This window comes from Phyllobacterium sp. 22552 (assembly GCF_052044585.1).
GTDB lineage: Bacteria > Pseudomonadota > Alphaproteobacteria > Rhizobiales > Rhizobiaceae > Phyllobacterium > Phyllobacterium ifriqiyense.
The window spans coordinates 270,549-294,113 of the sequence record NZ_JBQENG010000007.1 but is presented as its reverse complement, the minus strand read 5'-3'; the positions used below and the strand labels follow the sequence as shown (position 1 = coordinate 294,113).

The 23,565-nt window shown below is 53.8% G+C and carries 21 protein-coding genes; 7 read left to right on the top strand and 14 right to left on the bottom strand.

Annotated elements, in window-relative coordinates; genetic code table 11:
• The first annotated feature begins 179 nt into the window (after positions 1-179).
• Positions 180-989: an ABC transporter permease gene (locus tag ACTJI9_RS17765; protein ID WP_115055065.1), complete on the top strand. Its 810-nt coding sequence runs from the start codon at positions 180-182 to the stop codon at positions 987-989.
• 44 nt (positions 990-1,033) lie between these two features.
• On the opposite strand, the gene ACTJI9_RS17760 is transcribed toward ACTJI9_RS17765, so the two are convergent.
• A complete protein-coding gene (locus tag ACTJI9_RS17760; RefSeq protein ID WP_115055064.1) occupies positions 1,034-1,768 on the bottom strand; it encodes an ATP-binding cassette domain-containing protein in 735 nt (244 codons plus the stop codon).
• The gene (locus tag ACTJI9_RS17755) at positions 1,765-2,964 is read right to left on the bottom strand and encodes a capsule biosynthesis protein (protein ID WP_115055063.1); all 1,200 of its coding nucleotides are present in this window, start codon (positions 2,962-2,964) and stop codon (positions 1,765-1,767) included. Before ACTJI9_RS17755 ends, ACTJI9_RS17760 begins: the two co-directional genes overlap by 4 nt.
• A 350-nt stretch (positions 2,965-3,314) precedes the next feature.
• On the opposite strand from ACTJI9_RS17755, the gene ACTJI9_RS17750 reads away from it, so the two are divergent.
• The 4 genes from ACTJI9_RS17750 to ACTJI9_RS17735 are packed head-to-tail and all read left to right on the top strand — an operon-like array spanning position 3,315 to position 9,184.
• Entirely contained in the window at positions 3,315-4,745 is a 1,431-nt protein-coding gene (locus ACTJI9_RS17750; protein ID WP_440809752.1) for a capsular polysaccharide export protein, LipB/KpsS family, read from the top strand.
• 4 nt (positions 4,746-4,749) lie between these two features.
• Positions 4,750-6,864, top strand: a complete 2,115-nt coding sequence (locus ACTJI9_RS17745; protein ID WP_440809750.1) for a capsular polysaccharide biosynthesis protein — start codon at positions 4,750-4,752, stop codon at positions 6,862-6,864.
• The gene (locus ACTJI9_RS17740) at positions 6,861-8,165 is read left to right on the top strand and encodes a glycosyltransferase family 4 protein (RefSeq protein WP_440809748.1); all 1,305 of its coding nucleotides are present in this window, start codon (positions 6,861-6,863) and stop codon (positions 8,163-8,165) included. The genes ACTJI9_RS17745 and ACTJI9_RS17740 overlap by 4 nt, the downstream gene beginning before the upstream one ends.
• An 11-nt stretch (positions 8,166-8,176) precedes the next feature.
• Entirely contained in the window at positions 8,177-9,184 is a 1,008-nt protein-coding gene (locus ACTJI9_RS17735) for an FkbM family methyltransferase (RefSeq protein WP_440809746.1), read from the top strand.
• Positions 9,185-9,218: 34 nt separating this feature from the next.
• Here ACTJI9_RS17735 and ACTJI9_RS17730 read toward each other — a convergent pair whose 3' ends face one another.
• From ACTJI9_RS17730 to ACTJI9_RS17675, 12 genes are all read right to left on the bottom strand, one after another.
• On the bottom strand, positions 9,219-12,734 hold the full coding sequence (locus tag ACTJI9_RS17730) for a hypothetical protein (RefSeq protein ID WP_354346323.1): 3,516 nt from the start codon (positions 12,732-12,734) through the stop codon (positions 9,219-9,221).
• A gap of 63 nt (positions 12,735-12,797) precedes the next feature.
• Positions 12,798-13,601 carry a hypothetical protein gene (locus ACTJI9_RS17725; RefSeq protein ID WP_115055058.1) on the bottom strand — a complete coding sequence of 268 codons (804 nt, stop codon included), beginning with the start codon at positions 13,599-13,601 and terminating at the stop codon, positions 12,798-12,800.
• Between the two features lie 12 nt (positions 13,602-13,613).
• Complete coding sequence (locus ACTJI9_RS17720; RefSeq protein WP_440809741.1) at positions 13,614-14,282, bottom strand: L,D-transpeptidase; 669 nt, start codon at positions 14,280-14,282, stop codon at positions 13,614-13,616.
• Positions 14,283-14,341: 59 nt separating this feature from the next.
• Positions 14,342-15,382 carry an EscU/YscU/HrcU family type III secretion system export apparatus switch protein gene (locus tag ACTJI9_RS17715; RefSeq protein ID WP_307277472.1) on the bottom strand — a complete coding sequence of 347 codons (1,041 nt, stop codon included), beginning with the start codon at positions 15,380-15,382 and terminating at the stop codon, positions 14,342-14,344.
• 15 nt (positions 15,383-15,397) lie between these two features.
• Positions 15,398-16,210 carry a tetratricopeptide repeat protein gene (locus ACTJI9_RS17710; RefSeq protein ID WP_115055056.1) on the bottom strand — a complete coding sequence of 271 codons (813 nt, stop codon included), beginning with the start codon at positions 16,208-16,210 and terminating at the stop codon, positions 15,398-15,400.
• A gap of 40 nt (positions 16,211-16,250) precedes the next feature.
• Entirely contained in the window at positions 16,251-16,694 is a 444-nt protein-coding gene (locus ACTJI9_RS17705; RefSeq protein WP_440809739.1) for a hypothetical protein, read from the bottom strand.
• Complete coding sequence (locus ACTJI9_RS17700) at positions 16,684-17,970, bottom strand: type II and III secretion system protein family protein (protein WP_440809737.1); 1,287 nt, start codon at positions 17,968-17,970, stop codon at positions 16,684-16,686. Before ACTJI9_RS17700 ends, ACTJI9_RS17705 begins: the two co-directional genes overlap by 11 nt.
• Positions 17,971-18,085: 115 nt before the next feature.
• Positions 18,086-20,221 (bottom strand): type III secretion system export apparatus subunit SctV, encoded by a 2,136-nt coding sequence (gene sctV / locus ACTJI9_RS17695; RefSeq protein ID WP_440809734.1) that lies wholly within the window; start codon positions 20,219-20,221, stop codon positions 18,086-18,088.
• Positions 20,218-20,553 carry a type III secretion protein gene (locus ACTJI9_RS17690; RefSeq protein WP_336441485.1) on the bottom strand — a complete coding sequence of 112 codons (336 nt, stop codon included), beginning with the start codon at positions 20,551-20,553 and terminating at the stop codon, positions 20,218-20,220. Before ACTJI9_RS17690 ends, sctV begins: the two co-directional genes overlap by 4 nt.
• Positions 20,550-20,942 (bottom strand): hypothetical protein, encoded by a 393-nt coding sequence (locus ACTJI9_RS17685; RefSeq protein WP_307277453.1) that lies wholly within the window; start codon positions 20,940-20,942, stop codon positions 20,550-20,552. The genes ACTJI9_RS17690 and ACTJI9_RS17685 overlap by 4 nt, the downstream gene beginning before the upstream one ends.
• A gap of 123 nt (positions 20,943-21,065) precedes the next feature.
• Complete coding sequence (locus ACTJI9_RS17680) at positions 21,066-21,977, bottom strand: SctD/MshK family protein (RefSeq protein ID WP_307277450.1); 912 nt, start codon at positions 21,975-21,977, stop codon at positions 21,066-21,068.
• 136 nt (positions 21,978-22,113) lie between these two features.
• On the bottom strand, positions 22,114-22,275 hold the full coding sequence (locus ACTJI9_RS17675; RefSeq protein WP_307277448.1) for a hypothetical protein: 162 nt from the start codon (positions 22,273-22,275) through the stop codon (positions 22,114-22,116).
• 377 nt (positions 22,276-22,652) lie between these two features.
• Between ACTJI9_RS17675 and ACTJI9_RS17670 the strand changes: the two genes are divergently transcribed.
• Together ACTJI9_RS17670 and ACTJI9_RS17665 are read left to right on the top strand one after the other, a co-directional pair.
• Complete coding sequence (locus ACTJI9_RS17670) at positions 22,653-23,345, top strand: type III secretion protein (RefSeq protein WP_115055049.1); 693 nt, start codon at positions 22,653-22,655, stop codon at positions 23,343-23,345.
• The gene (locus ACTJI9_RS17665) at positions 23,345-23,533 is read left to right on the top strand and encodes a hypothetical protein (RefSeq protein ID WP_115055048.1); all 189 of its coding nucleotides are present in this window, start codon (positions 23,345-23,347) and stop codon (positions 23,531-23,533) included. The genes ACTJI9_RS17670 and ACTJI9_RS17665 overlap by 1 nt, the downstream gene beginning before the upstream one ends.
• Positions 23,534-23,565: the final 32 nt, after the last annotated feature.

Here is a 23,565-nt window from a genome sequence, read left to right as displayed (position 1 = left end):
TATTAATGGCGATTCCCCTTTATGCACATGCAGAAGCGCAGCAAATATACTGAGCATCATTACCTATTTAAACTTTATCTATTTAACATAGGCAAAGTTTATTCTTATTTCTATTGCAGAATACTACTGTATGTATATATTCGTCAATGAACTCCTCTTGTTAATACCAAGGCGATAGAATGGAAGCTGCTCCGGCAAAACCCACATTGAAAACGACGATGCTCACGGGCATACGTACCCAGCTGCGCGTCCTTGGTGCGCTTGTCATGCGTGAGATGATCACACGCTATGGTCGCGAGAATGTCGGGTTTCTGTGGCTCATTCTTGAACCCATGATCCTGACGCTTGGCGTCATGGCTATGTGGACTTTGTTGAAACACGAGTCGCATGGCCTTGGCATTATTGCGTTTGTGTTGAGCGGGTATATGCCACTGACCCTTTGGCGCCACGTCTCGTCCCAGCTGGTTTCCTGCCTGAAGCACAATCTGCCTCTGATGTATCATCGCCAAATCCGTATGGCGGATACGCTGATGGCACGTGCCTTGTTGGAGGTTGGCGGCACCACACTTGCTTTGATTATTGTTTACACCGGGACACGCCTGGCTGGTCTCATGGAGCCCTATCACGATCTCGGACTGGTGATGGCGGGCTGGTTCTTCATGGCCTGGTTTGCCTTCGGGGTCGGCATGATATTGGCGGCTCTGGCGGAGTTCTTCGAATTTGTCGAGAAACTCATTGCGCCATTGCAATATCTGACCTTGCCCATCTCGGGCATGTTCTTCATGGTTTCGTGGCTGCCTTCCGACATTCAGAAACTGGCGCTTTATGTGCCGCTCGTACACTGCTTCGAAATGTTTAGGTCCGGAACATTCGGCGATACAATCGTCGCCCATTACGACATCTCGTATATTTTCTCCTGCTGCCTGATCACCACCGCCATAGGCTTTTTCCTGATCGAACGGGTGCGCGATCACATCAAGTTCGAGTAGTGGTGCCTGATGAGGCTTTGGGGCTTTGCTTTGCATGGCCCCTCCTACAGCGACGCGTAGATGTCGAAGGCAAATTTTACATCATTGAACACCTTGCCCCGCCCATTCTTGAGCACAAGCGCTGATGAACAATGTTCGGCGATGACATCCAGGCTGTGACCGACAATGATCATTGCCCGATCGCGTCGCTTCACAAACAGTTCTTCAAAAGATTTACGCTGGAACCGTTGATCGCCAACCGCAACGACCTCATCGATCAGATAGCAATCGAAATCAATCGCAAGGGAAAGTCCGAACGCCAGTCGCGCACGCATGCCCGAGGAATAGGTTTTGATCGGCATGCGCAGATATTTGCCAAGGTCACTGAACGTCTCCACACAATCGCGGATTTCGTCGACAGGCCTGTTATAAACGCGCGACAGAAACCGCATGCAGTCTATGCCGGTCATCGACCCGCCAAACCCGCCGCTCAATGCAATGGGCCAGGATAGCGACATGGTTCTGGTAATCTCACCCGAGGTCGGCGGCTCCATCCCCGCAATAAGCCTGACAAGCGTTGATTTACCCGCACCATTGTGACCAAGAACAGCAATTTTCTCGCCGGCCTTCACCTCAAAACTTATGTCATCAAGCACACGGCGTGTGCCCCCATTCATGGGATATTCCTTGATGATATTGCGAACAGAAACGGCACCGGTCTTGGCGGGTCGGCTAGCGGCCAACGAGGGCGGGAGACCGTCCTTGCCACCATGGAACGTGATTGTGCCTTCTGTGCTCATGTCTCTGAATGATCGTAAATCTGGTTGCGGAAAAAGCGAACAATCCAGAAAGCGGCAAAGCACAGGGCCAATACCATGAGAATGGATTTTATACGCTTTGGGTACATGGCGTAATCGGGGCGATTGGGACTGACGATGCGCTCGAGATAAAGCTGCTGCCTCTGCGCCTCCAGTTTGGCATTCTCAAGCGATGTCGCCGACGATTCCAGCATCCGCATGCCAAGCTCGCGCTGAAGCAGCAATTGCTCGTACTCGGCGATCAGCGGCGCCATTGAAGCGTCATCGCCAACGATCCTGGCACGCTCTTCGATAATCTGTTGTTCCTTGGCATCAATGGAGCTGCGCATCGCCTGTATCTGAGGGCTTTGCGGTGTCTGCTGCATCAGGGAAGCGAGCTGTGCCTTGCTTTGCGCAACGTCATCCGACAATTTTGCAATCATCTCAAACATGGCGGTGGATTGCTTGCTCGGATCAATCATCGCAACCTTGTTGCGGAAATCCGTCAGGGATTTCTGCAGGTCACCGAGCCGTTTTTCGCTGTCTGTAACCTCAATACGCGCAAAGCGAACCGCATCCTGACGCGCGCGATCATTAAGCCGATTAATAAGCATTTCAGCGCGATCCAACAGTGCTTGCGCCAGCATTTGCGCATCTTCCGGACGGAACGCGCGCACCCGCAATGTTGTAACCCCGCCACCGGAATCGGTCTCGATTGTCACAAAATCAAGATAGTGCTCAAACAGCGCCTCTTCGGTGGGCTTGCTCCAGAGTGAGGGGAAGCGGGCAAGAAAGTCTGCCTCCGGACGGGACAATACTTCGCGCAAATTGCTGTGTTCCGCCAGATCGCCTGAGGCTGCACGCGATTCGATAAATTCCATGACGACATAGCTGTCGTCCTGAGCCCGGACAAAGCCTGTGCTTTGAAGGAAACCGCTGAGCAGCCCGGCGGCGTTTCTATTGGGACTGCGCACGACGAACCGCGTTTCGGAAACATACTGGTCCGATGCGATTGCAATATAATAAATGGTGGCCAGGCTGGTCGGCAATGCAACCATGATCAAGACGAGAATGTGGTTTCGAATCCAGGAAAGCGCCCGATCAGTGACAGATTTCGTTTCGGGAGGGACATCTCCGGCATGAATATCCACCAACGTCAGATAGTCGGTAAACTCATCATTTGTACTAACGCGCGTCATGCTGCGTAGAACCGGTGTCTAGAGGATATCCAAGCCAAATTACGCTCCAATATGTGCACTAAAAACGTGCGTTATCGGCACTAATTAAAGTGAAGCATATAATGAAAAAACATTAGTCGCAATTATAAACCACTGTAAACATTTATATAAACGCAACTAAGTAAATAGATTTTAGAATAGAAACCATAATAGATAATTTTAATGGGTAATTGGCGTTTTTTTACTTGTTCTGGCGTAATTAGTATGGCGCCCAATGGTTGCGGATGAAATAACTCTCTGAAAAGCATCAATTTTATGCTCTGAGTAGAGTTTTGACCCAGAGTAAGCGTTGTAAAGGGGCTTGAAGACCTGTGGGGCATAAAATCGGACGCCATGAATCCGACCAATTGGGCCTGATCGTTTCATTTCCGGAGCGTACAGGCCATACGCAGCCCACACAAAAACCTCTCATTCTTCTCCTGCAAGGTCCTGTCGGTCCGTTTTTCCGTGTTCTTTCCACAGAACTCGAAGCCGAGGGTTATGACGTTCTCAAAGTCAATTTTAACGGCGGAGACTGGTCCTATTTTCGCGGATCGAAAACGTTGCATTTTTCCGGAACGACAGAGGCATGGAGCGATTGGCTGAGCGATTTTATCCGCGGCCGTAAACCGGAGACCATTGTTCTTTTCGGCGACAGCCGGCCCTATCACCGCCAGGCCATTCGAGTGGCGCAGCAGGCCGGTATTCCTGTCGCTTCATTCGAAGAGGGCTATGTTCGGCCAAACTTCATTACGCTCGAATGGGGTGGCAATAATGCCATGTCTCCCTTGCGCACACACACGCCGCGTCTTGTTGCCCGTGGCCCCGCTTTGCCTCCGGAACAGGTAAAAGGCAATCTCTTCCGCGCCATGACCTTCCTTGCCATCCGTTATTATCTGGCAAAAACGGCGGGGACCGTATTCTTTCGCGGCAATGCGCATCATCGCAGCCGCGGCATCATTTCCGAATCCATTCTATGGACGCGCAACTTCTACCGGAAGCTTCGCTATTATCCGGCAAATAATGAACTGATGCTCAATCTGATCGAGAATCTCGAGGGTCAGTATTTTGTCGTCGCGCTTCAGGTGCATGATGACCAGCAATTGCTTCGCCACGGTCGTGGGTGGACGATGGAGAGGTTGATCACCGAAAGCCTGCGCTCATTCGAACGGCATGCGGCGAGCAATCATCACCTTGTCATCAAGATTCATCCAATGGACCGCGGCCACAAGAGCTACCGTCCCTTTGCCATGGCATTGGCCCGCATTGCCGGCTGCGAAGACCGGGTTCACATTGTTGATGACGGTTCAATCGGTCTGCTGATCCGCCATTCGCTTGGGCTGGTGACAGTCAACAGCACATCAGGCCTGCTGGCGCTAAACCACGGCAAACCGCTATTGGCATTGGGGGATGCCTTGTATAGCGGTCAGGGACTGTCGTTTGCACACGACCCTCAAAAGGGTGCTGTTGCCAGCAATATGGATGCATTCTGGGCCTCGCCGGAGGCACCGGACAAAACGGCGGTAAATGCATTCAACGCAAGAATGCACGACGAAAGCCTCGTCAATGGCAGTTTCTATCTTCGAAATCTGCTCGAAGCGACTGCCAAAAGAGTCGTGAAACGAATTCAGCTGGAGCTGAAGATTGTCCCGATTGATGAAGCTTCATCTTTGGTGACAATGCCTTCCACACAAGACAAGACCACCGCGACAACAGAAGCAGCAACCGTCGGTGCTTCTGTTTCAGCAGATGCGGTGAATTGATGCCATGAGCGTAATCCCGCCACCTCCCATTGCACATTCTGCTCCGGTGGTTCTGGATGATTTTCGAGTGCGTGAAGCAGCGCCGAACTGGCTGCCAGAGAAGAATGCGCGGCTATTGGCTTTCACGCCAACGCGCCTGCGGTTTCCTTTGATCGGGGCTGCCTTGAATACATCGCGCATATGCAGTGCCGAATTGGCGGCCAGACCGGCAGACGGCATTGTCGGCTGGGGCGAAAAACCGCTGGCACGCATGGCCCGCCGGTTGGCAAAGTTGCGCGGGCTACCCTACTGGGCATTGGAAGACGGTTTCCTGCGGTCTGTTGGACTCGGCAAGGCTGGCGCGCCGGGGGTTGCAATCGTTGCCGACGACACCGGCATTTACTTCAACGCAGCAAAACCATCCCGGCTGGAGCTTCTTGTACAAGGCGGCTTTGGCGAGCATGATCTTTGCAGAAGCCGCGCCCTGCAGCAGCAAATCATTGAACACAGACTGACCAAATATAACCATCTGCCGGACTATCCATTTTCTCTCGCGCCAAACTCCGGCCGCAGGATTCTTTTGATCGACCAGGTCATGGGGGACTATTCGGTCAGCGGTGCGGGTGCCAATGAGCACAGTTTCCACCAGATGTTGCAGGAAGCACAAGCTGTGCCCGGCGCCACTGTTCTCGTTAAAAGCCACCCGGATATTGTTGCAGGATTTGCCAGAGGCTATCTCACACACCTTGCCGGTGAGGCCAATCTTCACGTTATAAGCGATAATGTTTCTCCCCACGCCTTGCTTGATGTCGTGGACGAGGTGTGGACTGTTTCAAGCCAGTTCGGCTTCGATGCTTTGATCCGGTCAGTGCCCGTCAAGACATTTGGCGTCCCGTTTTATGCAGGCTGGGGGCTTACCACTGACTGGGCTGACGGTCCGGTTGCACGCGCTGCCTTTTCGCGCCGGACTAGCCGACCGGACCTGGATAGTTTTGTTGCAGCCGCATTGCTGCATTATTCCCGCTATGTCGACCCGGTCAGCGGGAAAGCAACCACAGCCGAGAAGGCAATCGAACGCCTCATTGCCTGGCGGCATCATGCCTTGGCGCGGCGCGGTAATTATCTGTGCGTCGGCTTTTCCAAGCACAAGCACCGCAGCGTCAAACGCTTTCTTTCCGGTCCATGGTCGACGGTCCGGTTCATCAATTCCAAGCCAGATGCCAAAGCGCTTGCACAGGCAGATTATCTCGTCCGTTGGGGTCGGCAGGAAGAGGCTGCCGTCACTGACAGGAGTGCCCGTTCCGTCCCCACCCTGCGAATGGAAGATGGTTTTATCCGCTCGGTCGGGCTTGGCTCACATCTGGTTCCGGCTTCATCGCTTTGCCTCGACCGGGATGGCATATATTTCGATGCGACACGCGAGAGCGATCTTGAACGATTGCTGCTCAATACCAACTTCACGCCTGCTTTGCTGAGCCGTGCTGCCCGCCTGCGCCAGAGCATAGTCCAGCACAACATTACCAAATATAATCTTCAGGGCGCGATCACTCCAGACTACCGTCATCTGGCAGCTGGAAAACCTGTCATCCTTGTTGCGGGACAGGTGCCGGGCGATGCATCGCTACGGTTTGGCTTGACCAACAGCGTTTCAAACATGGATCTGCTGAAAGCTGTCCGCGCGCAACGTCCGCAAGCCTTCATCATATTCAAGGAACATCCCGACATGCTTGCGGGAAAGCGCGGCATGGCTTCAGACCCAGCCCAGCTTGCGCAGTTTGCGGATCTGGTCGTCGGCAATGTGTCGGTAGATAGCTTGCTGCGCGCCTGTGACGAGATCCACGTTGCGACATCCCTGATCGGGTTCGAAGCATTGATGCGGGGCCGTCCAGTCTGGTGTCACGGCCTACCCTTCTATGCAGGCTGGGGGCTGACGCATGATTGTGTATCCCCGCTACGCCCACGCAAATATCTGACACTGGATGCTTTGGTTGCCGGAGCGCTGATCCTTTACCCGCTCTATTTTTCCGCCCGCACAAACCTTCTTTGCGAGGTGGAAGACGTGATCGAAGAACTGCATGGTGAGACGCCAGCAGAGCCAACCTTATTGAAGACGGCTCTGCGCATGATGGGATGGTCATGATGAATGCAATTGCGATGGATATTTCCCGGCTGATTGACAGGTCGCATTTCTCGACACCCACCGGAATTGATCGCTTCGAGCTTCAATACGCCAATTGGGCAAAGGCGCGCAGCTCCTATTTCATTGAAATGGGACGGACAAAGCCAATCGAGATAAACCGTGGCCGCGCCAATGGATTGATCAGTGAATTGGAACAGAGATGGTCAACGGCTGCTTTGACCCAATCGCAATCGACAGAACTGGAACAGATCTATGCGGCAATAGACGGCCGTCTCTCCTGGTCACAGTTAAAGAGCATCGTGCCGACGAAGAATAAATCCAAGCTTCAACAATGGGGCATGAATGCCGGCAAGGTGCTGCGCACCATATTACCAATGAGCCGCTTGGCCACCAGCGCACCCTTTGTGCATGTGTCACACACCAATCTGCATCGTCCTGCCGCCTTTTCCTGGCTGGATGCTCAACGCAGCAACGGCATATTCTACGTTCACGACCTCATCCCGCTCACCCATCCGGAGTTTGTCCGCAAGAACGAGCCGCAGCGACACCTACAACGCATGGAAACCGTGCTGAAACATGCCGGGCTGGTTCTTTGCAACTCGCAAACCACCGCTCGTTCATTTGAAACCTTTGCCGAAGAGCAAGGCCGTGCGGTTCCCCCAATTGCCGTTCTCCCGCCCGGCGTCGAACATAGTTTCAACGTTGCCAGCAGAGCCGCGCGCCGTTCAAAGCGACCCTATTTCTTGATGGTCGGAACCATTGAGCCGCGCAAAAACCATGCGATGATCCTGCAACTTTGGCGCGCATTGGTTGACGAGCACGGTAAGGATACACCGCGCCTCGTCATCGCCGGAAAGCGCGGCTGGGAGAACGCGCAGGTCTTTGCCACCCTCGAACGTTGCCCTCAATTGCGCGATATTGTCATCGAAGCTCCAGATCTTGGAGATGCAGCCCTCGCCGATCTCATGGCAGGCGCGACCGCCCTGCTCGCCCCCTCATTTGCAGAAGGCTATGGCATGCCCTTGGCCGAGGCCATGGCAACCGGCACGACCATTATTGCTTCCAATATTCCCTCGCATAAGGAAATAGCCGGAGAGCATGCAATCTTTCTTGATCCGCTCGATGGTCTCGGATGGCGCGAAGCAATCGAAACCCACGCCGCGGAGCATCGCCGTCGCGCGCCCCTGACACTGCAAAAGTGGGAAAAGCACTTTGATCAACTCGACGAGTTGCTGGACGCGGCAGCACGTCAAAAAAGCAATGCAGACAAACAAACCAGTGCCAACCATTCCGGGAAATGAGTGAAAGCGTAATGACGAGCTATAACGACATTCTCAATTCGTATAAGTACATCCTCGGGCGTGATGTGAACGTTGAAGAAACCCGTATCATTTCCGAGAACCTGTTCAGCATTTCAGAATTGCCCCTGACGGAGCATCGAAGAAGGTTCATGAGTTCGGTCGAATTTCACCAGAGGCACGCCGAACTGCTGTTCAATAATTTCGTGCCCAAGAGCATTGAAGTCATGTACGAAACCAAGGACGGGTTCAAAATCTATCTCGACCTGCGCCAATATCACATGACCTTCGGCATTTTTAGCGGCGGCTATGAGAAGTTCGACATTGATATTATCAAGGCGATCACACCGGACAATGGGACCTTCTTCGATGTCGGCGGCAATGTGGGCTATTATTCGCTTTCAGTTGCCACAAAGCCCGGTTTTTCAGGCAAGGTGGTGGCCTTCGAGCCTCTCCCCCATTTATGGACGCTTTTCAGCAAGTCGATCAAAGAAAACAAGCTTTCAAAAACAATTACGGTTCATCAGATCGCTCTTGCAGATGTTCCAGGCACGATGGAACTCAACAGAGCGGACGAAACCGTCAATGCCGGTGCGACCAGTCTCGTTGCTGGTTCGCAAAACCGCCATTCAGATCGCAGTGTAAGAGTCGAAACGCTCGATGCCATCGCCAAACGCATCAGGCCGGATACGATCAAAGTGGATATTGAGGGCGCCGAAGGCATGTTCTTCATAGGCGCTGCCCATACGATCCAATCATCGCATCCAACCATGCTCGTCGAGATAAACCGGGATGTGCTGTGGAACCTGTCCCGCGTGACGCCGGGTAAAATTTGCGACATTCTGACAAGTTGGGGATATGGGGTATGGGAGGTCGATATCGATTCAATCGCGCCTCTTAAAAACGCCGCAGAAGTCGATGCTGCGTTTCCATCAGGCAGGGTTGCCAATATTCTGGCGGTTCATCCGGATCGCAAGAAAGACGTGCAGAAAAGATTGAGCACGCTCGGCCTCTCACTCTAGAAAAAAGCCGGCGCTGAGCGCCGGTCTTTTGTGGTCAATCAAGATAGCCCTTGTTTTTCAACCAGGCCTTGAGCCCTTCCGTGCTGTCGGGTTTAACCTCACGGGCGAAGCCATCATTACGCATTGTATGGCCCGCCGCAGGATCGTACCATAGTATGTGGTACGTCATCGGAGCGTTGGGATCGACCTTCTTCGGAGGAGCCCACCATTTGTTTCCGTCCCAATACATGGAAGTCTGCGAGTCTTCGTACCGTTTTTCCTGAGCGTCATATTTGATATTCGGATACTTAGCCAAATCTGCCTTGGCCGGATCGAAAGGCAATTGCAGATATTGAAGATCGTCCTGCGTATCCTTCAACTTGTGGTCGTCATTGGTTGTCATGTTGCGAATTGTCTCGGACACTTCCTTGGCTTCTTCCGGTGTCCAACTGTTGAACAGCTTGCCGAGCCGCGCCCGATTGTAATCAAGATCGGCATAGGTGCCGGTCAGAACATTATTTGCACTGCGTGTGCCTTCATCGCCGCCCATCAGATACTTATCGCCCGGAAGCACGGTCTGGAGTATGCCCATAAGACCCTCATCCAGAAGATCATTATGTTCGGCGAGCATTTCCGCAGTCTTGCGATCATTGACTCCATACAGAACCTGGATGGCATCAGCATCCGCCTTGTCATAGGTATGAGCAGCGTTATAAGCGCCTCGCCCGCCAACGATACCGGCACCGGCGACTTGCAGTACTGCTGCAACACCTGTGACCCTGAGAAATCCAAGGCGCGTCATTAATCTAGCCGCTCCGCTTTCTTTGACCAAAGCAGCCTCTGCGGCACCTGTGGTTACCTTCCCCGTTGAGGCGGCAACCGCAAACATCGCATCGCTAACCGTAGCAATGCCATAGCCCCAGGCCTTGACTGTATCCTGCTTGACGGAGTCAGTCCCCACTGTATTCAAAATCATGTTTGTCATGTCGGCGGCGACATAAAGAGTATCGACGCCACCCGCCCTCGTGAGCATATGAGAGGTCTTATTCCACCTCTCCTTTTGTTTTGAATCAAGCGTCGGATCGTTGTTAACATGCCCATTGATCTCGGCCACGTCAGGCGGATTTCCGGTAGCAGACGGAGTCGACAAGATTGACTTGGCATTGGGATTCAAAGCCGTCTGTGCCGCGGTCAACATCATTATCGTATGCGGCACGTAGTACACCAAATCGTCTGGAGTACCCGTCAGGCCGTCTATGTTCTTGCCAAACAGGCCTGCACTTAACCCGGAGGAGAAGCGTGTAACTCTGCCAAATCCGTGATCAAGGCGCTGTACGCTCGCAATTTGCCTGCGCTCTTCATCAGTGGGAACGACTTTTCCGGACACGATATCATGGACTTTCGACTCGCCCAGGATTGATTTAACATCCTTCAAGAAGGCAGCATCGGCAGGCCTCAGCTTGTCAGCTTTGAGAATTGCCTGCGCTTCGGCCATTGTGGGCAGGGTGTTCCCTTTCAATATCTCCTGGAAACGATTCTCTCCCATTGCAGCAGTGATATCTCCGACTCGGCCTTTAAGGGTTTGGGTGATGGCTTCTGTCGCCAAAGCACGGGTCGCACGCTGCACCCAGACGGTGCCTGGGGTTTTTTGTTCGGTGGTGGTCATTTCCTTCGGACGCTCCGGCAGGTCCGCCAGTGCTTCCTTGGTCGACTTGGATTTGGTCATCATGATGCCGGTACCGAACAACATCGGGATGGGCGCTTCTGTATCCTGTCCATCGACCTTCTTGTTGTCATTACTGTACAATTTGACACCAAGCTCGATACTGTCCTGAATCTCCCATTGCTTCTGTTTGGTTTCACCCAGATCAACCAGCTCCTCGGACTTCTTCTTGTTCTCCGGCGACATATTGTCGATTGCCTTCATATCCTCGGCAAGCTGGGCTTCCGGAGGAATCCCGTTATCGGCTTTGACATTGGAACCCCAGCCAGAGAGCCCGTGATAAAGCTCGTTGTACTTGGTGTTTATTTCCTCATTGAGCGATTTGGCCGCCGAGCCGAAGTTTTCGATGCTGCGACGGGTCGCCCATTGCGCATTGGAATTGATCCCCTGAAAACTATTATCATAGTCTTCGAGTGATATAGTCTTATCCTTCTGCTTGTCAGCTTCAACTGCGGTATAGGCCGAAGTCGCCGAAAGCAGGGATGTGCCACGCCCCTGCAAATCCTCGCGGCTGGCAATGCTGAAGAATTTATTCTGGCTGAAGACATTCAGATGATCGCCCGGTAACTCCGTGCGCATCTTGTCGATCACATATTTCGCAACATGATCAACGAAGTCCTTGCCCTTGCCGGGTTTGTCGCCATCATTGTAGAGAATGTTCTGGCTGGCCTCGGCCAGATCGACAACCGCCTGGGTTTTCGCTTTCATGTCACCATCACGCGGGCCGGCACCGGCGATCGCATCAATTGACTTATCGAGCATTGACATGACCCGGGGATCCGAAGCCAGAAGCGAACCGCTTCCCGGAAGCGTGTCCTTCGTACCGGTTTGCTCGCGCAACTTGGCCATGAATGCCTGAGCACCACCAAGATCGCCCTTGCCAAAGGCGTTGGTCAGTTCCCCAACCTTACGATCAACGCGAATTTCCTTGATCGCCTGTTCAGCACCAGTTTGAAGCGCTGCCTGATATTTTTCAGGATCGCCTGCACTGAAGTTCATGTAAATATCGGCGCGGTTGCTCAACGCTGTTATCTGCTGGGCCTCGGTGGGGCCCGCTGCGAGTGCGAGGTCAACCAATTGCTTCTTGGTTTCGCTGGTTACCTTGTCATAATCCTTGGCGTCGCCTGCCTTGGCAATCACACCAATCTGATCGTCCGTGCGGCCATCGGCCTTCCACGCGGATTCTTTCAGTTCTTTCGCCTGATTGAAGGCATCAACAAACACAGGATCATTTGGCGCGCGTTCAAGAATGGGCTTTGTAACATCGCTTGCTTCATTGACGTCGACTTTCTTGTCGCCATTCTTGTCAGTGCCAAGCTTCGGCACGCCCTGTCCTACCGTGGCCAATTCAATCTCATTGCCGATGGCGACAATCAGATCGTCTTTTGCCCCGTCTCTTTCAACTTGGGTCTTTGAGCTATCACTTACCGTCGCCAATGCGGTGCGCTGTTCTTCAAGCAATGCCAGTCGCTCAGGACTGAGAACATTGATCGTATCGCAGTTCTCCAAAGCCTTGTCGGCATCCGCTGGCGCAGCTGGCCTATTGCCAAAAGCTTTGGGATCCAGTTGCGGCGTGGCAACGAGCTGATCGTGCAATGCCTTATTATCCGTCGGGTCTATTCCCGCCTTGTCATAGATGCGGAAAGGCCAAAGACCGGGTTCCGTGCGGTGCTGTGAAATACCGGCAGGGCCTTCATTCCATCCGTGCGGTGCCACAGGCGGTTTTGGCGGGGTCGCCGGTGGCGGTGCTGCCTTGGCACTTTGCGTGAGGGCAGTATCGAATTTATTGTCTACATTCGCAGGCTGGGCCCGCCAGCGCTGAAAGATATTATTTGCACCAAAAGACATCTTATTTCCTTCCGAAATCGGACATCGCAGTCCGTTGTTTCAAAGAAAAGCCAGGGCCAGACCTCAGCGATTCCACTTCACCGGATCACAATCGATATTGTATTTGTTCTTGGCGTGCTCGCCGATCAGCTTGTCCATGCTCTTGTCGTCAAATCTCTTCGAAACCCAATTGTGTTCCAGCAGGCTGTCAAAGACGTTTTTCTTGGCGTCATTGTCCTTGGATGGCTCCACGAGAACATCCAGTATCTCCTGACGTTTGGCCGTCCTCACTTTTTCTTCGCCATAATCCTGATTGGGATCAAGCAGCTCAATCGCCGCCTTGGTACGGTCCTCTACGCTGCCACTATGCCCATCGAGATAGGTCGCAATGGCAGTCTTGCGCTGTTCTGAGGTAGCACTGGGATTCTTCAGCGTATCGATCGCACTCTGCTTCTTGACACCATCCGTTTGCCCCGTTGGCTCGTCTGATGAGGGAACTGGTCCATCCGGGTTTTTATTTGAAATGGGCTTATCCGCCTCGGGCTGTACCGGAACCGTAACAAAATCGGGATTGAGATCGCCCTCATGATAGGTATGGATCAGATCAGGGTCGGCAAATTGCACATTGCCCTCCACCATCGCCTGCGCCCCTTCGGGCCCAATACCAAACTGATCGGCGATCTTATACTGGGAGTCTCCGGCGTTTGGCACGGTCACCACAAAGGTATCGAGCAACTCGGTTGTACTTTTAAAGCCCTGCATCTTGGCCTGCTTTTCCAGCGCCGCTTGCCAGGATTGCGATTGTGCAGGGCTGACATTGTAGGTCTGAGCGCCATCTGCACTCTTCAGGCTGAAGCTTTTTCCATCAAATTTCACGACAAATGCCATTGTATTGCCTCCTTACAAAACAACTACTTTTGTTCCGATTTTTACGCGGCGATAGAGATCGACGACGTCTTCGTTCGTCATGCGAAAACATCCTGATGAGGATGATTGCCCCACGCTTTCAGGCTCGTTCGAGCCGTGAATCCTGTAGAGTGTGTCTCCCAGATAAAGCGCGCGTGCACCAAGCGGATTTTCCGGTCCGCCAGCCATGCGTTGTGGCAGGTCAGGCCGCCGGGCAAGCATGTCGGAGGGAGGCCACCAATCGGGCCACTCCTTCTTGCTCGACACACGCTCGGTCCCACGCCAGCCATAGCCTTCCCGGCCGACACCAACAGGGTAACGCAGTGCACGGCCATTGCCCTGCACGAGATAAAGCGAGCGGTTTTCCGTCTCTATAATGATCGTGCCCGGCTTTTCATGGGTCTCGTAGCTCACGACGCTGCGCGGGGCGGCAGGCTGGAGCCTGTCCACTGCCACAGCGCCATGACGCGCATGGCGAGGCGGATAGCTTTCCGGCTCCATCAGGAAATCGAGATAGCCTTGCTGAATCCAGACCTTGTGGTTCTTTTGGTCGAGGATGGGCGGTGATGGCTCGGTCGGGAGCACTTTCTCACCCGCGCCGACGCTGCCAAGACAAGCCAGAATAATCGTCAATGCTCCGAAGCCGGACTTCAGGGTCATCATGAAAAATATACCTCCATTGAGAGCATTGCGTGCTTTGGCCGTGCAAAATCCTGAAACATTCAAATCAACCCCGCTGCGACAAGAGCATTTGCGACGGGCTGGAAGGCGCGTTCGGGAACCGGATTGCCTATGCTGGCAGTCTTGGCGATCTGACGGGCAAGGTCGCCATCCAATGATACGGGAATCCCGAGATCGCCCGCCTGCCGGCTCATCTGCATGGCACCGGCACCGGACGAGCGGCAAACGACGATGGGAACCGGCGTTTCACCGCGCACGTAGCGGATTCCGACAATTGTATCGGCTGGGTCGCCAATGATTAGAACTGCACTTTTCAGCCCGGTCTTGCCACCGGTCATGGCCTGGCGCTGGCGATTGCGTTCCTGCTTGATCAGCGGGTCACCCTCCATATCCTTGTGCTCGCGCTTGCTCTCCGTCTTCGTCATTCGCATTTCGCGCAGGAACAGCCAGCGTTGCAGGAAAATGTCGCAAAAACCGAGGATCAGGAATGCACCGACGGCTATCGCAGCCAATGGCTTCAACATGGCAAAGAATGTCGCCTGCATGCACAGCCCGCCACAGGATGGCGACTCGAACAGGGCCTTCAGCCCGGCCTGAAAGACGAAGACAAAAGCGGTTGTCACGGCAATGATCTTGAACAGGGCCTTGCAGAACTCAACGACGCTTTTGAGCGAGAATATACGCTTCAACCCCGTCGCCGGATTAATACGGTCAAAGTCGGGCTCAATGGGCTTGGCGGAAAAGACAAAGCCGCGCGTCACCGCGACGTTGGTAATCAGAATTGCGAAGATGGTGATAAGGAGTATGGGTATGGTGGCCGTGAGCAGGCTCTGGACCGAAATTGTGATCAACCGGTACCAGACTTCGGCAAAAGGACGGTCGTAAATATGCGAAGCTTCCTCAAGCAGAGCACCAACTTTCACACGCAGAACCGGAGCGATGTAGATGAGGAACATGGTGCAGGAGAGAATGATCACGCCGGAAACCATGTCAGGGCTATGCAGCACCTGACCCTTCTTGCGTGCGTCCTCGATCTTCTTGTCTGACGCTGGAAGTGTTTTTTCTTCGCTGGTCTGGCTCACATCTTTCGTCCTTGATTACGCCGAAGCGAGCAGGCCAATGGCTTGTGCCCGCTTCGCCGGATCCTGAATCGAGCGTAATTTTGCAGCTTTCGCCAAAATCTGATTCTTCTGGTTCACCGCCATGTCAGGCACGTCGATTGCACGTGCTCCTGCCGAATCTCCCGACATGCTGAGAATGATCATGTAATTGATGAAATGACGCTTCTCGGCGAGTGGCGATGTCACGACACTGTTCATGCTTGTCGATGCGTCGGGCAGTTTGTTCGACAGGGCCTGCGCCAATGCCAGATTGGTTTTGGTATCAAGATTTCCCGGTTGCAGCGCAAGCGCCTTGGCGAAGGCTCCTTCCGCTCCCGCGCCATCGCCGCTCAGAACCATGGCGGTTCCCAGTTTGTTATAGGCCGATACGGTGTTTACCGCTGGCGCAGCCGACGCCAGAATTCGGGCGGCAGCGCTCGCATCGCCGCGCTGCAACTGCACCGTTCCAAGCCCAAGCATGGCATTGGCGTCTTGCGGATTGATCTGCAATGCAGAACGGTAGGCCTGTTCCGCCCCGTCCGGATCACCGTCTTTCATCCTGGCATTTCCAAGCCTGACATGGACGGTCGAATCATTTTCGGACATTTCGGCAGCGCGTTCATATAGGGCCAAAGCTGTGCCGCTCTCGCCCTTTGCATCAATATCCCTGGCAATCTTCATCAATCTGGATTGCTCGCTGACAGGCTTCTTGGCTGCTGTTTGCTCCGCTGTGCCGGACATGCAGCCCGTTACTGCCAGCCCCAAGGTCAGGACGGGCAAGATACCGCCAACAAGATGTTTCATGATCATATTGATGCTCCCCGATATAATTTGATCATGCCGATAATCCTCATTGGGTTGACCGGTTTGCCTCATCCGCCGGAAGGCGGCGGCGTCTGGTTTCAGGGTCGGTCCCTTCAATGTAATTCTGTGCGGCGCGGGCGACAGGCGCAGCCATGGCTGGCCCCATCTCCCGGCCACGCATCAAATCCTGCTTCTTGGCCGCCATATGCTGCAAATTGAGATTATTTGCGCAGCCCGACGGCAGATACATCGGGTATTCACCCGTATCGGGCGTGATACAGGCATCGGGAACGAGCATGGCGGCCCGCTCACTGTCATACCCTTTTCTGACCACGCCCGGCCGCGAAGTGCCGCCAGCGTCGATATAGCTGTAGTTTGGCGAATAGGGCTGGATCTTGGTACCCATGCAGCCGGAAAGAACCACCACACCGGTCAGAACCAACAGTTTGAGGCCAAAGCAATTGGGGGACATTGGTCGATTATTCAACATAGAAACCATACCCCTGATTGACGACCTTCCTGGATTTTTTGCGCGGCGACGAGATTGCACCCGACGGGCTGTCCAGCGGCGTTTTTAGATTGCGGGAGGATGTAGGCTCGACGAGATAGGGCGTGATCAAAATGACCAGCTCCGTCTCGTTGCGCTGGAAACGCTTCGACTTGAACAATTCTCCGAGGATCGGCACATCACCGACGACCGGTGTCTTGTTGATCGATTGCGTTTCCTGGCGCTGGAACAGACCGGCAATGGCAAATGTCTGGCCGCTTCCGACTTCCACGGTGGTATCAGCCCGCCTGATGCGCAGGGATGGCACAACCAGTCCGCCGATGGACACCACGCTATCCTGCGAAACGCTGCTGACTTCCGGCCTCACCTGCAAGGCAATGCGATCATTTGGCAGAAGTGTCGGTGTGAATTGCAAGGACACGCCGAACTGCTTGTACTCGATGCCGATCTGGTCGTTTCCTACCGGAATCGGAACCGGGATTTCACCACCGGCAAGAAAGCTTGCCGTTTGTCCCGTGACGGCGGTGATATTGGGTTCTGCAAGGATCGTCAGGACGCCATTGTCCTTCAATGCATCCAGAAGGACGCCGACATTGACGTTGCGGCTATTCACACCAATTGCAGTTGCACCATCCCGGCTGGCAACATTACCGCTTCTGACAAGACCAAAGGAGAACGAGCCGCTATTGACGACCGCACTCCAATCGACACCGTAGCGCGCAAGCTCATTGCGTGCCACTTCGGCAAACCGCACGCGGATATTGACCTGATTTGGACCCGAAATTGTTGTATTGTTGAGCGCGGGCTTGTCAGGTTTGGAATAGCTTTGAAGCACATTGTCCGTGTCCAGCGCCTCGCCCACATTGTTCGTCTGGCCTTTGCCGACATATTGCTCACCGAACAGGGTAATATCCACCGTGGAGGTCGGTTGCAGCACCTTGGCCGACTGCTGCGCTTCTTTTGGATTGCCGACAACACGTATCTGGACAGTCCCGCGCGTGCCCTGATCGGGACTGAGCGCGATCAGATTGGTGTTGCCGATTTTCGTTCCATAAATATAGACCGCTCCAGGCGAGACGACCCGAACATCGGCAATGGTCGTATCGGCCAGAAAGACCGATTCAACCGGCTGGTCGAAACGCAATATCTGTCCCTGTCCCATGCTGAGCTTGAGCACCTGTCCCGCAGTGGCATCCACTTTGACCTGAGCGGAAGCGGGATGCAGACAGGCAAGAAACGACAAGAGCACAGCGAGCATAAATATGGGCGCCGGCAAACGTGCCGGCCGGATCCTTTTAAAGGAATTCAGTATGAGCATAGGGTAATTGTCCACCACATTCTGATGTTGCTGGTTACGGAAACTGACTGAACGCTTACTCATTTGCCCCTGCCCCGATCTGCCGCATCTGGCCGGAGGCCGGTAGCGAGATATAGCCAAGAGACTGCACACTGAATTCCGGCGAGATTTCCTGGTAGGAAAGAACCGGCAGATTGATATCGTTTCGTATCAGGAGATTTCTGATAGGACGGCGAATATCCATTGTTGTCAGCACTGTTCTGACGATATCCGTATCCCTGCCATTGAACCGGCTTTTCAGCTGCTCGATGATGGGACGGGATATATCTTCGGGAATATTGATCGAAGGATTGCCCGGCCCCTGATTCACGCTGGCACGGACTGCATCTTCGGTTTCCCGCGTCAGCAGATAGGCAGAAACGATCCGGTTCATTTCCGAATGCCGGTGGCAAATCTGCCTTGCCAATCCGATACGCGCATACTCGGCCAGCACATAGGGGCTTTGGATCTGCGGCCCCCATTCGACGATGGCCTGCAGGATGACACGCAGATTGGTGATCGGGATATCCTCTTCAACCAGCCTGCGAAGAACCTCGGAGATTTTCTGCAGAGATGAAACGCCTACGGCTTCCTTGACCAGATCGCCGTAATCCTCCTCAACCTGCGACAGGAGAAAACGAACCTCCTGCACATCAATGAAGTCGGATGCATAACGGCGCACAGAGCGGGTCAGAACCTCCATCAAAACCGCAACGGGCTCATGGAATGTTATGCCGGCATCTTCCAATGTCTGCCTGTGGTTTTGCATAACCCACACGGAATCGTTCCGTCCGATAAGAACGGGGCGCACCTGATAGGGGATGGACATGAGTTCGAGATGAACTGTTTCATCCGTCACCAGAATCTGATCGATAAAGATTATTCCGTCCGTGACCGGAACGCCTTCAAGATCGATGCGGAACTGGTCAGGTTCCAGCGTCGGATCGGTGCGAATGCCGATCTGCGGAACACGCACACCGATATCGGTAAGGACGTTGGCGCGGACCTGTTCAATGTTCTCTTGCAATACCGGAAGCGCCGCAGTCTCCGCCAGATGCGAACCAAGGCAAAGGACCAGGCGCTGCGAACCGGGCAGAAGTCCTGTTTGCCCGTCTGCCAGTGTCAGTGGCGGCCTGGTTATATTGCCGATCTGAAGGACATTGCCGGCATTGTCGTCATCGGTATCCTGGCCGCCAGCCCTCTTGTGCACGACATAGGCAAGTCCGCCTGCCAGTGCCGAGAGTGTCCAGAACACGAAGGTCGGGAACCCCGGAACGACGCCAAAGCCGAAAAGAATAACCGCCGCCAGGGCGAGAGCACGATGGTTTGCACCCAGCTGGCCAATGATCTCGCTGCCCAGATCCTCGTCCCGGTCAGAGGTTACCCGGGTCACCACCATGCCTGCGGCGACTGCCATCATCAGCGCCGGTATTTGCGAAATCAAACCATCGCCGACAGTCAGCAGCGAATAGGTATGCGCTGCCTCGCCGAACGGCAGGCCATGTTGCAATGTACCGATGGCAAGGCCGCCGATGAGATTGATCGCAATGATGATCAACCCGGCAACTGCGTCGCCTTTGACGAATTTCATGGCGCCGTCCATGGAGCCATAGAACTGGCTCTCGCGCTCGAGACCCTGACGCCTGCGCTTTGCCTCGGCCTGATCTATATCGCCGCTGCGCGCCTCGCTATCAATGCTCATCTGTTTGCCGGGCATGGCATCAAGAGCAAAGCGCGCACCGACTTCGGCCACGCGCTCGGCGCCTTTTGTAATCACGACAAACTGGGCAATGGTGATGATCAGGAAGACAACAAGACCGATCACGACCTCGCCGCCCACAACGAAATCACCAAAGGCGGCAACGATCTGGCCGGCATCGGCCTGAAGCAGAATCAAACGCGTCGTGGTAATCGAAAGCGAAAGACGAAAAAGCGTGCCAAGCAGGATAATTGACGGCAAAGCCGAAAACTGCACGGGCTTCGAGATATAGAAGGCCACAACAAAGATAAGCAGGCTGAAAGCGATGTTCATACCAATCAACATGTCGACAAGAAATGTCGGCAGCGGAATGATCATCATGATGATGGCAATCAGCATGAAAGCCGCAATGACAATGTCCGAGCGCTTGGAGGCCACCCGCGCAAAGCGATTGAGCGAGGCGAGAATATTCATGCCGACCGCCTTCGTTCTACATAATCCTGAAACGTCTCGCGGGCCCGGTCATGTTCGCCGCGAAGCCATTGCGCCCTGCTTTTGAGAAGGGAAAGACCAGGGGCAACTGTCCCTTCAATATCTTCGATTCGATCAATGGCAGTCAGCGCGCGCGTGGCGGATTCGGTTTCGACAAAGACCGCCGCCAGGGATTTGAGGATTGACGTTTCATGCGGGGCAATCTTTGCGGCCAGCAGCAGAAACACCAATCCGCGTTCGGGCTGCCCCGCCCTGCAATAGAGATAACCGAGCCCATGAAGAAATTCGACACTGTCCCGGCGCTGCTGAGTCACTGGCCCAATGCCTGATTTTGCGCAAGACTGAGCCGTTCCTGCAATTCACGCCTGCTCTCTATCTCTTCCGTCAGCATTGATGCGGTGATTGCAGCGATTTCCTCGTCAATATCCAGCTCCGGCAGCAGATCATTGATGAGATAGTCCAGAATCTCCTGCGATCGCGCCAAATCGAACACGCCGGGATTTGCCAGTTTCGGCTTTCGCAGCCGTCCTATCTGGCCGATGAATGGTTCTTTGGCGCGCCGCGCTGCCTGCTCGGAGCGAGCCAGGGATGCGTCGAATGCTTTGGATTGTGCCTGCTCGACCCTCGTGGCATCGGGACGTGCGGAAACTGACCCGAGCTGCGCCCGAATCCGATCTTCCTGCCGACGAACGTCAAGTGCCATTCGCATCCCCCATCACTGCGTTTTGTCTCCACATACAAAAGACGCAGCAATTATTTATCCGGCGCATAAGTCCTTCCAAAAATCATTTACAATTCCTGGGGTTATGCGCATTAAGGCAGAACTCTAGAACGTCAGGACAAACTCTTCGCCCTGACGGGCCGCGGTCAGGCGTCCGTCACGAATGTCCTTGATGATCCAGCCATCTTCGAGCGCAGCTCCCTTATAGAGCCGCGTTCCATCTGAACTGATGGCGTAGGGCGCATCCCCGAACCACACAGCCTGCAAATTGAATTTGGGTTGCACTTTGGGCGCCATAGCCCCGACCATGCTGGTCAGGACATAGGTTCCGCCGTAGGTGCGATCGAACCAGTTCTGGATATTGGCCCAGGCCTTGTTCTCGTCTGCGGTCAACTCGCCCGACACTGTCAAACGCGTCCCGTCCGCATCAACTTTGAGACCGGAAAGGCCATTTTCTGCAAGTCTGGTCTTGAGCGACGCCGCCACCGGTTCATCAGCAGCAGGAGCATGAACGCTCTCGATGACCTGACCATGTTTGGCCGAAAGATGGGCAACAGCAGCATTGTTCGAACCAAGGAAATCCCCGACCCCTGCCTGGACGGCAGCAATCGTCAAAAGCGTCAGCGCGCCGCCGCCAATGGCGATCCAGCTGGCTCTTGGCATTTTCCGCAATGAATCGCCCTCAGGCACGGGTGAGGACAGTTCGATCGTTGCGCCACCGATCTGAAATTCGAAAGGCAAGGGAGAACGCACGCCATGGCCAGCCGGCACAAGCGTGTCATCATCAATGACGACATCGCCGTCAATGGCCTCGATCAGTACATTCGAACCTTGAAGCTGGAGCGTCATGTGATGAGCACCGACATCGCGGTCGCTAAGCGTCAGGTCACAATCTGCCGCTGATCCCAGGCGATAGGCATTGCCTTCCAGCGGGAGCAGTACGCCATCATGAACACCCGCCGTTACCCGGAGTAACAATGCTGGTTTTGGTTCTTGAAATCGAACAATGGAGCCCATGACGTTTGCCTCGTTTGTAAAGTATTTGAAGTATTCGCATGCGTCTTTACATCGGGCTCAAACTGGCAAAAGGCGCCCGACCGGCAATAGAAATTTGCGCAGATGACACATTTGCCACCTGCGCAAATTTTAAAAATCAGTTGTTTGGACGCTGCTTGGCAGCATCAAGTGCGACCTTCTTTTCAGTCGTGATTTCGGTGATTTTTGCGGACTTTTCGATCGCCTTGTCAAAAGCTGCTTCCATCTTTCCGATTGAAGCATCCGAGCCCGTCGCTCCACCAACACCTTGAACAGCCATGCTATTTCTCCTTGAGATTGACACTCATCTATAGAAATCCAAACCGAATTATACTGTCTCGGCGCCAGCCGGGGCATAAGACTAAGCGAACTGGCTAGTAATCGGTGATAGTATGAAAAAATAGAGAAGGCAATTTAACAAAGTTCAGTTCATATTACAAAACGTAACGATAGTTGATCTCGGAATCGTATCAGTACAATTTTTTGCGCCGCAAGATCAAAACTAATTCAAAATTTGAACTATTCGCAATACATGATGTTACTACTGACAAAAAATGTCAGTAGGGTCAAACTACATTTAGTTTATAGTTGCGTTGCATCTGATTCATTGCTGTTATAGAGGTAAATGTGACACTTCGCATTAGAGGGTGCTTTCGCATGACTTTTCCGATGACCGTTGGGCATATGCGAAGGCTCGTTGTGTCGATTGCCACAGCAGGCCTCGTTTTTACGTCCTGCGGTTTGGCATTTGCAGCGGCACCCGAATGGTTCGGCAAGCGATATTCCTATGTACTGATCAATCAGGATATTCGCGACGCGCTGAAAGAATTTGGCCGCAACCTCGGTGTTCCCGTTGCGCTTTCGGACAAGATACGCGGTCAGGTGCGAGGTGAAGTGCGCGCCGATACAGCCGGCGCTTTCCTGACACGCCTGGCCGAAGCAAACGGATTGATCTGGTACTATGACGGATCAATACTTCACATGAATTCCAACGAAGAATTCGCCACCCAGATTATCGACCTTGGCCGGGCAAATGGCGGGATGGTTGTTGATGAGGTTCAGCGTCTTGATCTCATGGATGATCGCTTCTCCATCAAGTCCACCCCGAACGCCCCGGCGCTGCGCGTTTCCGGCCCTCCCGCTTTTATCGCCATGGTTCAGCAGGTCGTTTCGACAGTTCAGCCACCACCCCAAGCCACAGCGGACGATCCTCGCGTACGCGTGTTCCGCGGCGGACAGAAAAACGAAGTCGTAGAAGAAGTTGCCCAATCCGAACCGCGAAATACAGGACAGAACAGCGCGCGCCGACAAATATCAGCGGGTGCCGAACAGCAGACAGGAGAGCAGTAATGGCTACCCCACAGATTTCCAATGTTACGCAGCAGCCAGCCAATCAGCCGACACCTTCGGAACAACAGCAGCAATTTGAAGAAGCGCTGAATCAAGCTGTGATGAGTGGCGGCACCTCGCTGATCGGCCAGGAAATGATGAAAATCGCCAATGAAATGTTGAATGAAGCCATGTCCGAGGACGAATGAGCCCTATCGCTGAAAGTCCGGATCAGATGGAG

Bases quoted from the DNA above. Each gene is read 5' to 3' on its own strand.
- ACTJI9_RS17765 (WP_115055065.1), top strand. From the start codon at position 180: ATGGAAGCTGCTCCGGCAAAACCCACATTGAAAACGACGATGCTCACG.
- ACTJI9_RS17760 (WP_115055064.1), bottom strand. From the start codon at position 1,768: ATGAGCACAGAAGGCACAATCACGTTCCATGGTGGCAAGGACGGTCTC.
- ACTJI9_RS17755 (WP_115055063.1), bottom strand. From the start codon at position 2,964: ATGACGCGCGTTAGTACAAATGATGAGTTTACCGACTATCTGACGTTG.
- ACTJI9_RS17745 (WP_440809750.1), top strand. From the start codon at position 4,750: ATGAGCGTAATCCCGCCACCTCCCATTGCACATTCTGCTCCGGTGGTT.
- ACTJI9_RS17740 (WP_440809748.1), top strand. From the start codon at position 6,861: ATGATGAATGCAATTGCGATGGATATTTCCCGGCTGATTGACAGGTCG.
- ACTJI9_RS17735 (WP_440809746.1), top strand. From the start codon at position 8,177: ATGACGAGCTATAACGACATTCTCAATTCGTATAAGTACATCCTCGGG.
- ACTJI9_RS17730 (WP_354346323.1), bottom strand. From the start codon at position 12,734: ATGTCTTTTGGTGCAAATAATATCTTTCAGCGCTGGCGGGCCCAGCCT.
- ACTJI9_RS17725 (WP_115055058.1), bottom strand. From the start codon at position 13,601: ATGGCATTTGTCGTGAAATTTGATGGAAAAAGCTTCAGCCTGAAGAGT.
- ACTJI9_RS17720 (WP_440809741.1), bottom strand. From the start codon at position 14,282: ATGATGACCCTGAAGTCCGGCTTCGGAGCATTGACGATTATTCTGGCT.
- ACTJI9_RS17710 (WP_115055056.1), bottom strand. From the start codon at position 16,210: ATGATCATGAAACATCTTGTTGGCGGTATCTTGCCCGTCCTGACCTTG.
- ACTJI9_RS17705 (WP_440809739.1), bottom strand. From the start codon at position 16,694: ATGTTGAATAATCGACCAATGTCCCCCAATTGCTTTGGCCTCAAACTG.
- ACTJI9_RS17700 (WP_440809737.1), bottom strand. From the start codon at position 17,970: ATGCTCGCTGTGCTCTTGTCGTTTCTTGCCTGTCTGCATCCCGCTTCC.
- sctV (WP_440809734.1), bottom strand. From the start codon at position 20,221: ATGAATATTCTCGCCTCGCTCAATCGCTTTGCGCGGGTGGCCTCCAAG.
- ACTJI9_RS17685 (WP_307277453.1), bottom strand. From the start codon at position 20,942: ATGGCACTTGACGTTCGTCGGCAGGAAGATCGGATTCGGGCGCAGCTC.
- ACTJI9_RS17680 (WP_307277450.1), bottom strand. From the start codon at position 21,977: ATGGGCTCCATTGTTCGATTTCAAGAACCAAAACCAGCATTGTTACTC.
- ACTJI9_RS17675 (WP_307277448.1), bottom strand. From the start codon at position 22,275: ATGGCTGTTCAAGGTGTTGGTGGAGCGACGGGCTCGGATGCTTCAATC.
- ACTJI9_RS17670 (WP_115055049.1), top strand. From the start codon at position 22,653: ATGACTTTTCCGATGACCGTTGGGCATATGCGAAGGCTCGTTGTGTCG.
- ACTJI9_RS17665 (WP_115055048.1), top strand. From the start codon at position 23,345: ATGGCTACCCCACAGATTTCCAATGTTACGCAGCAGCCAGCCAATCAG.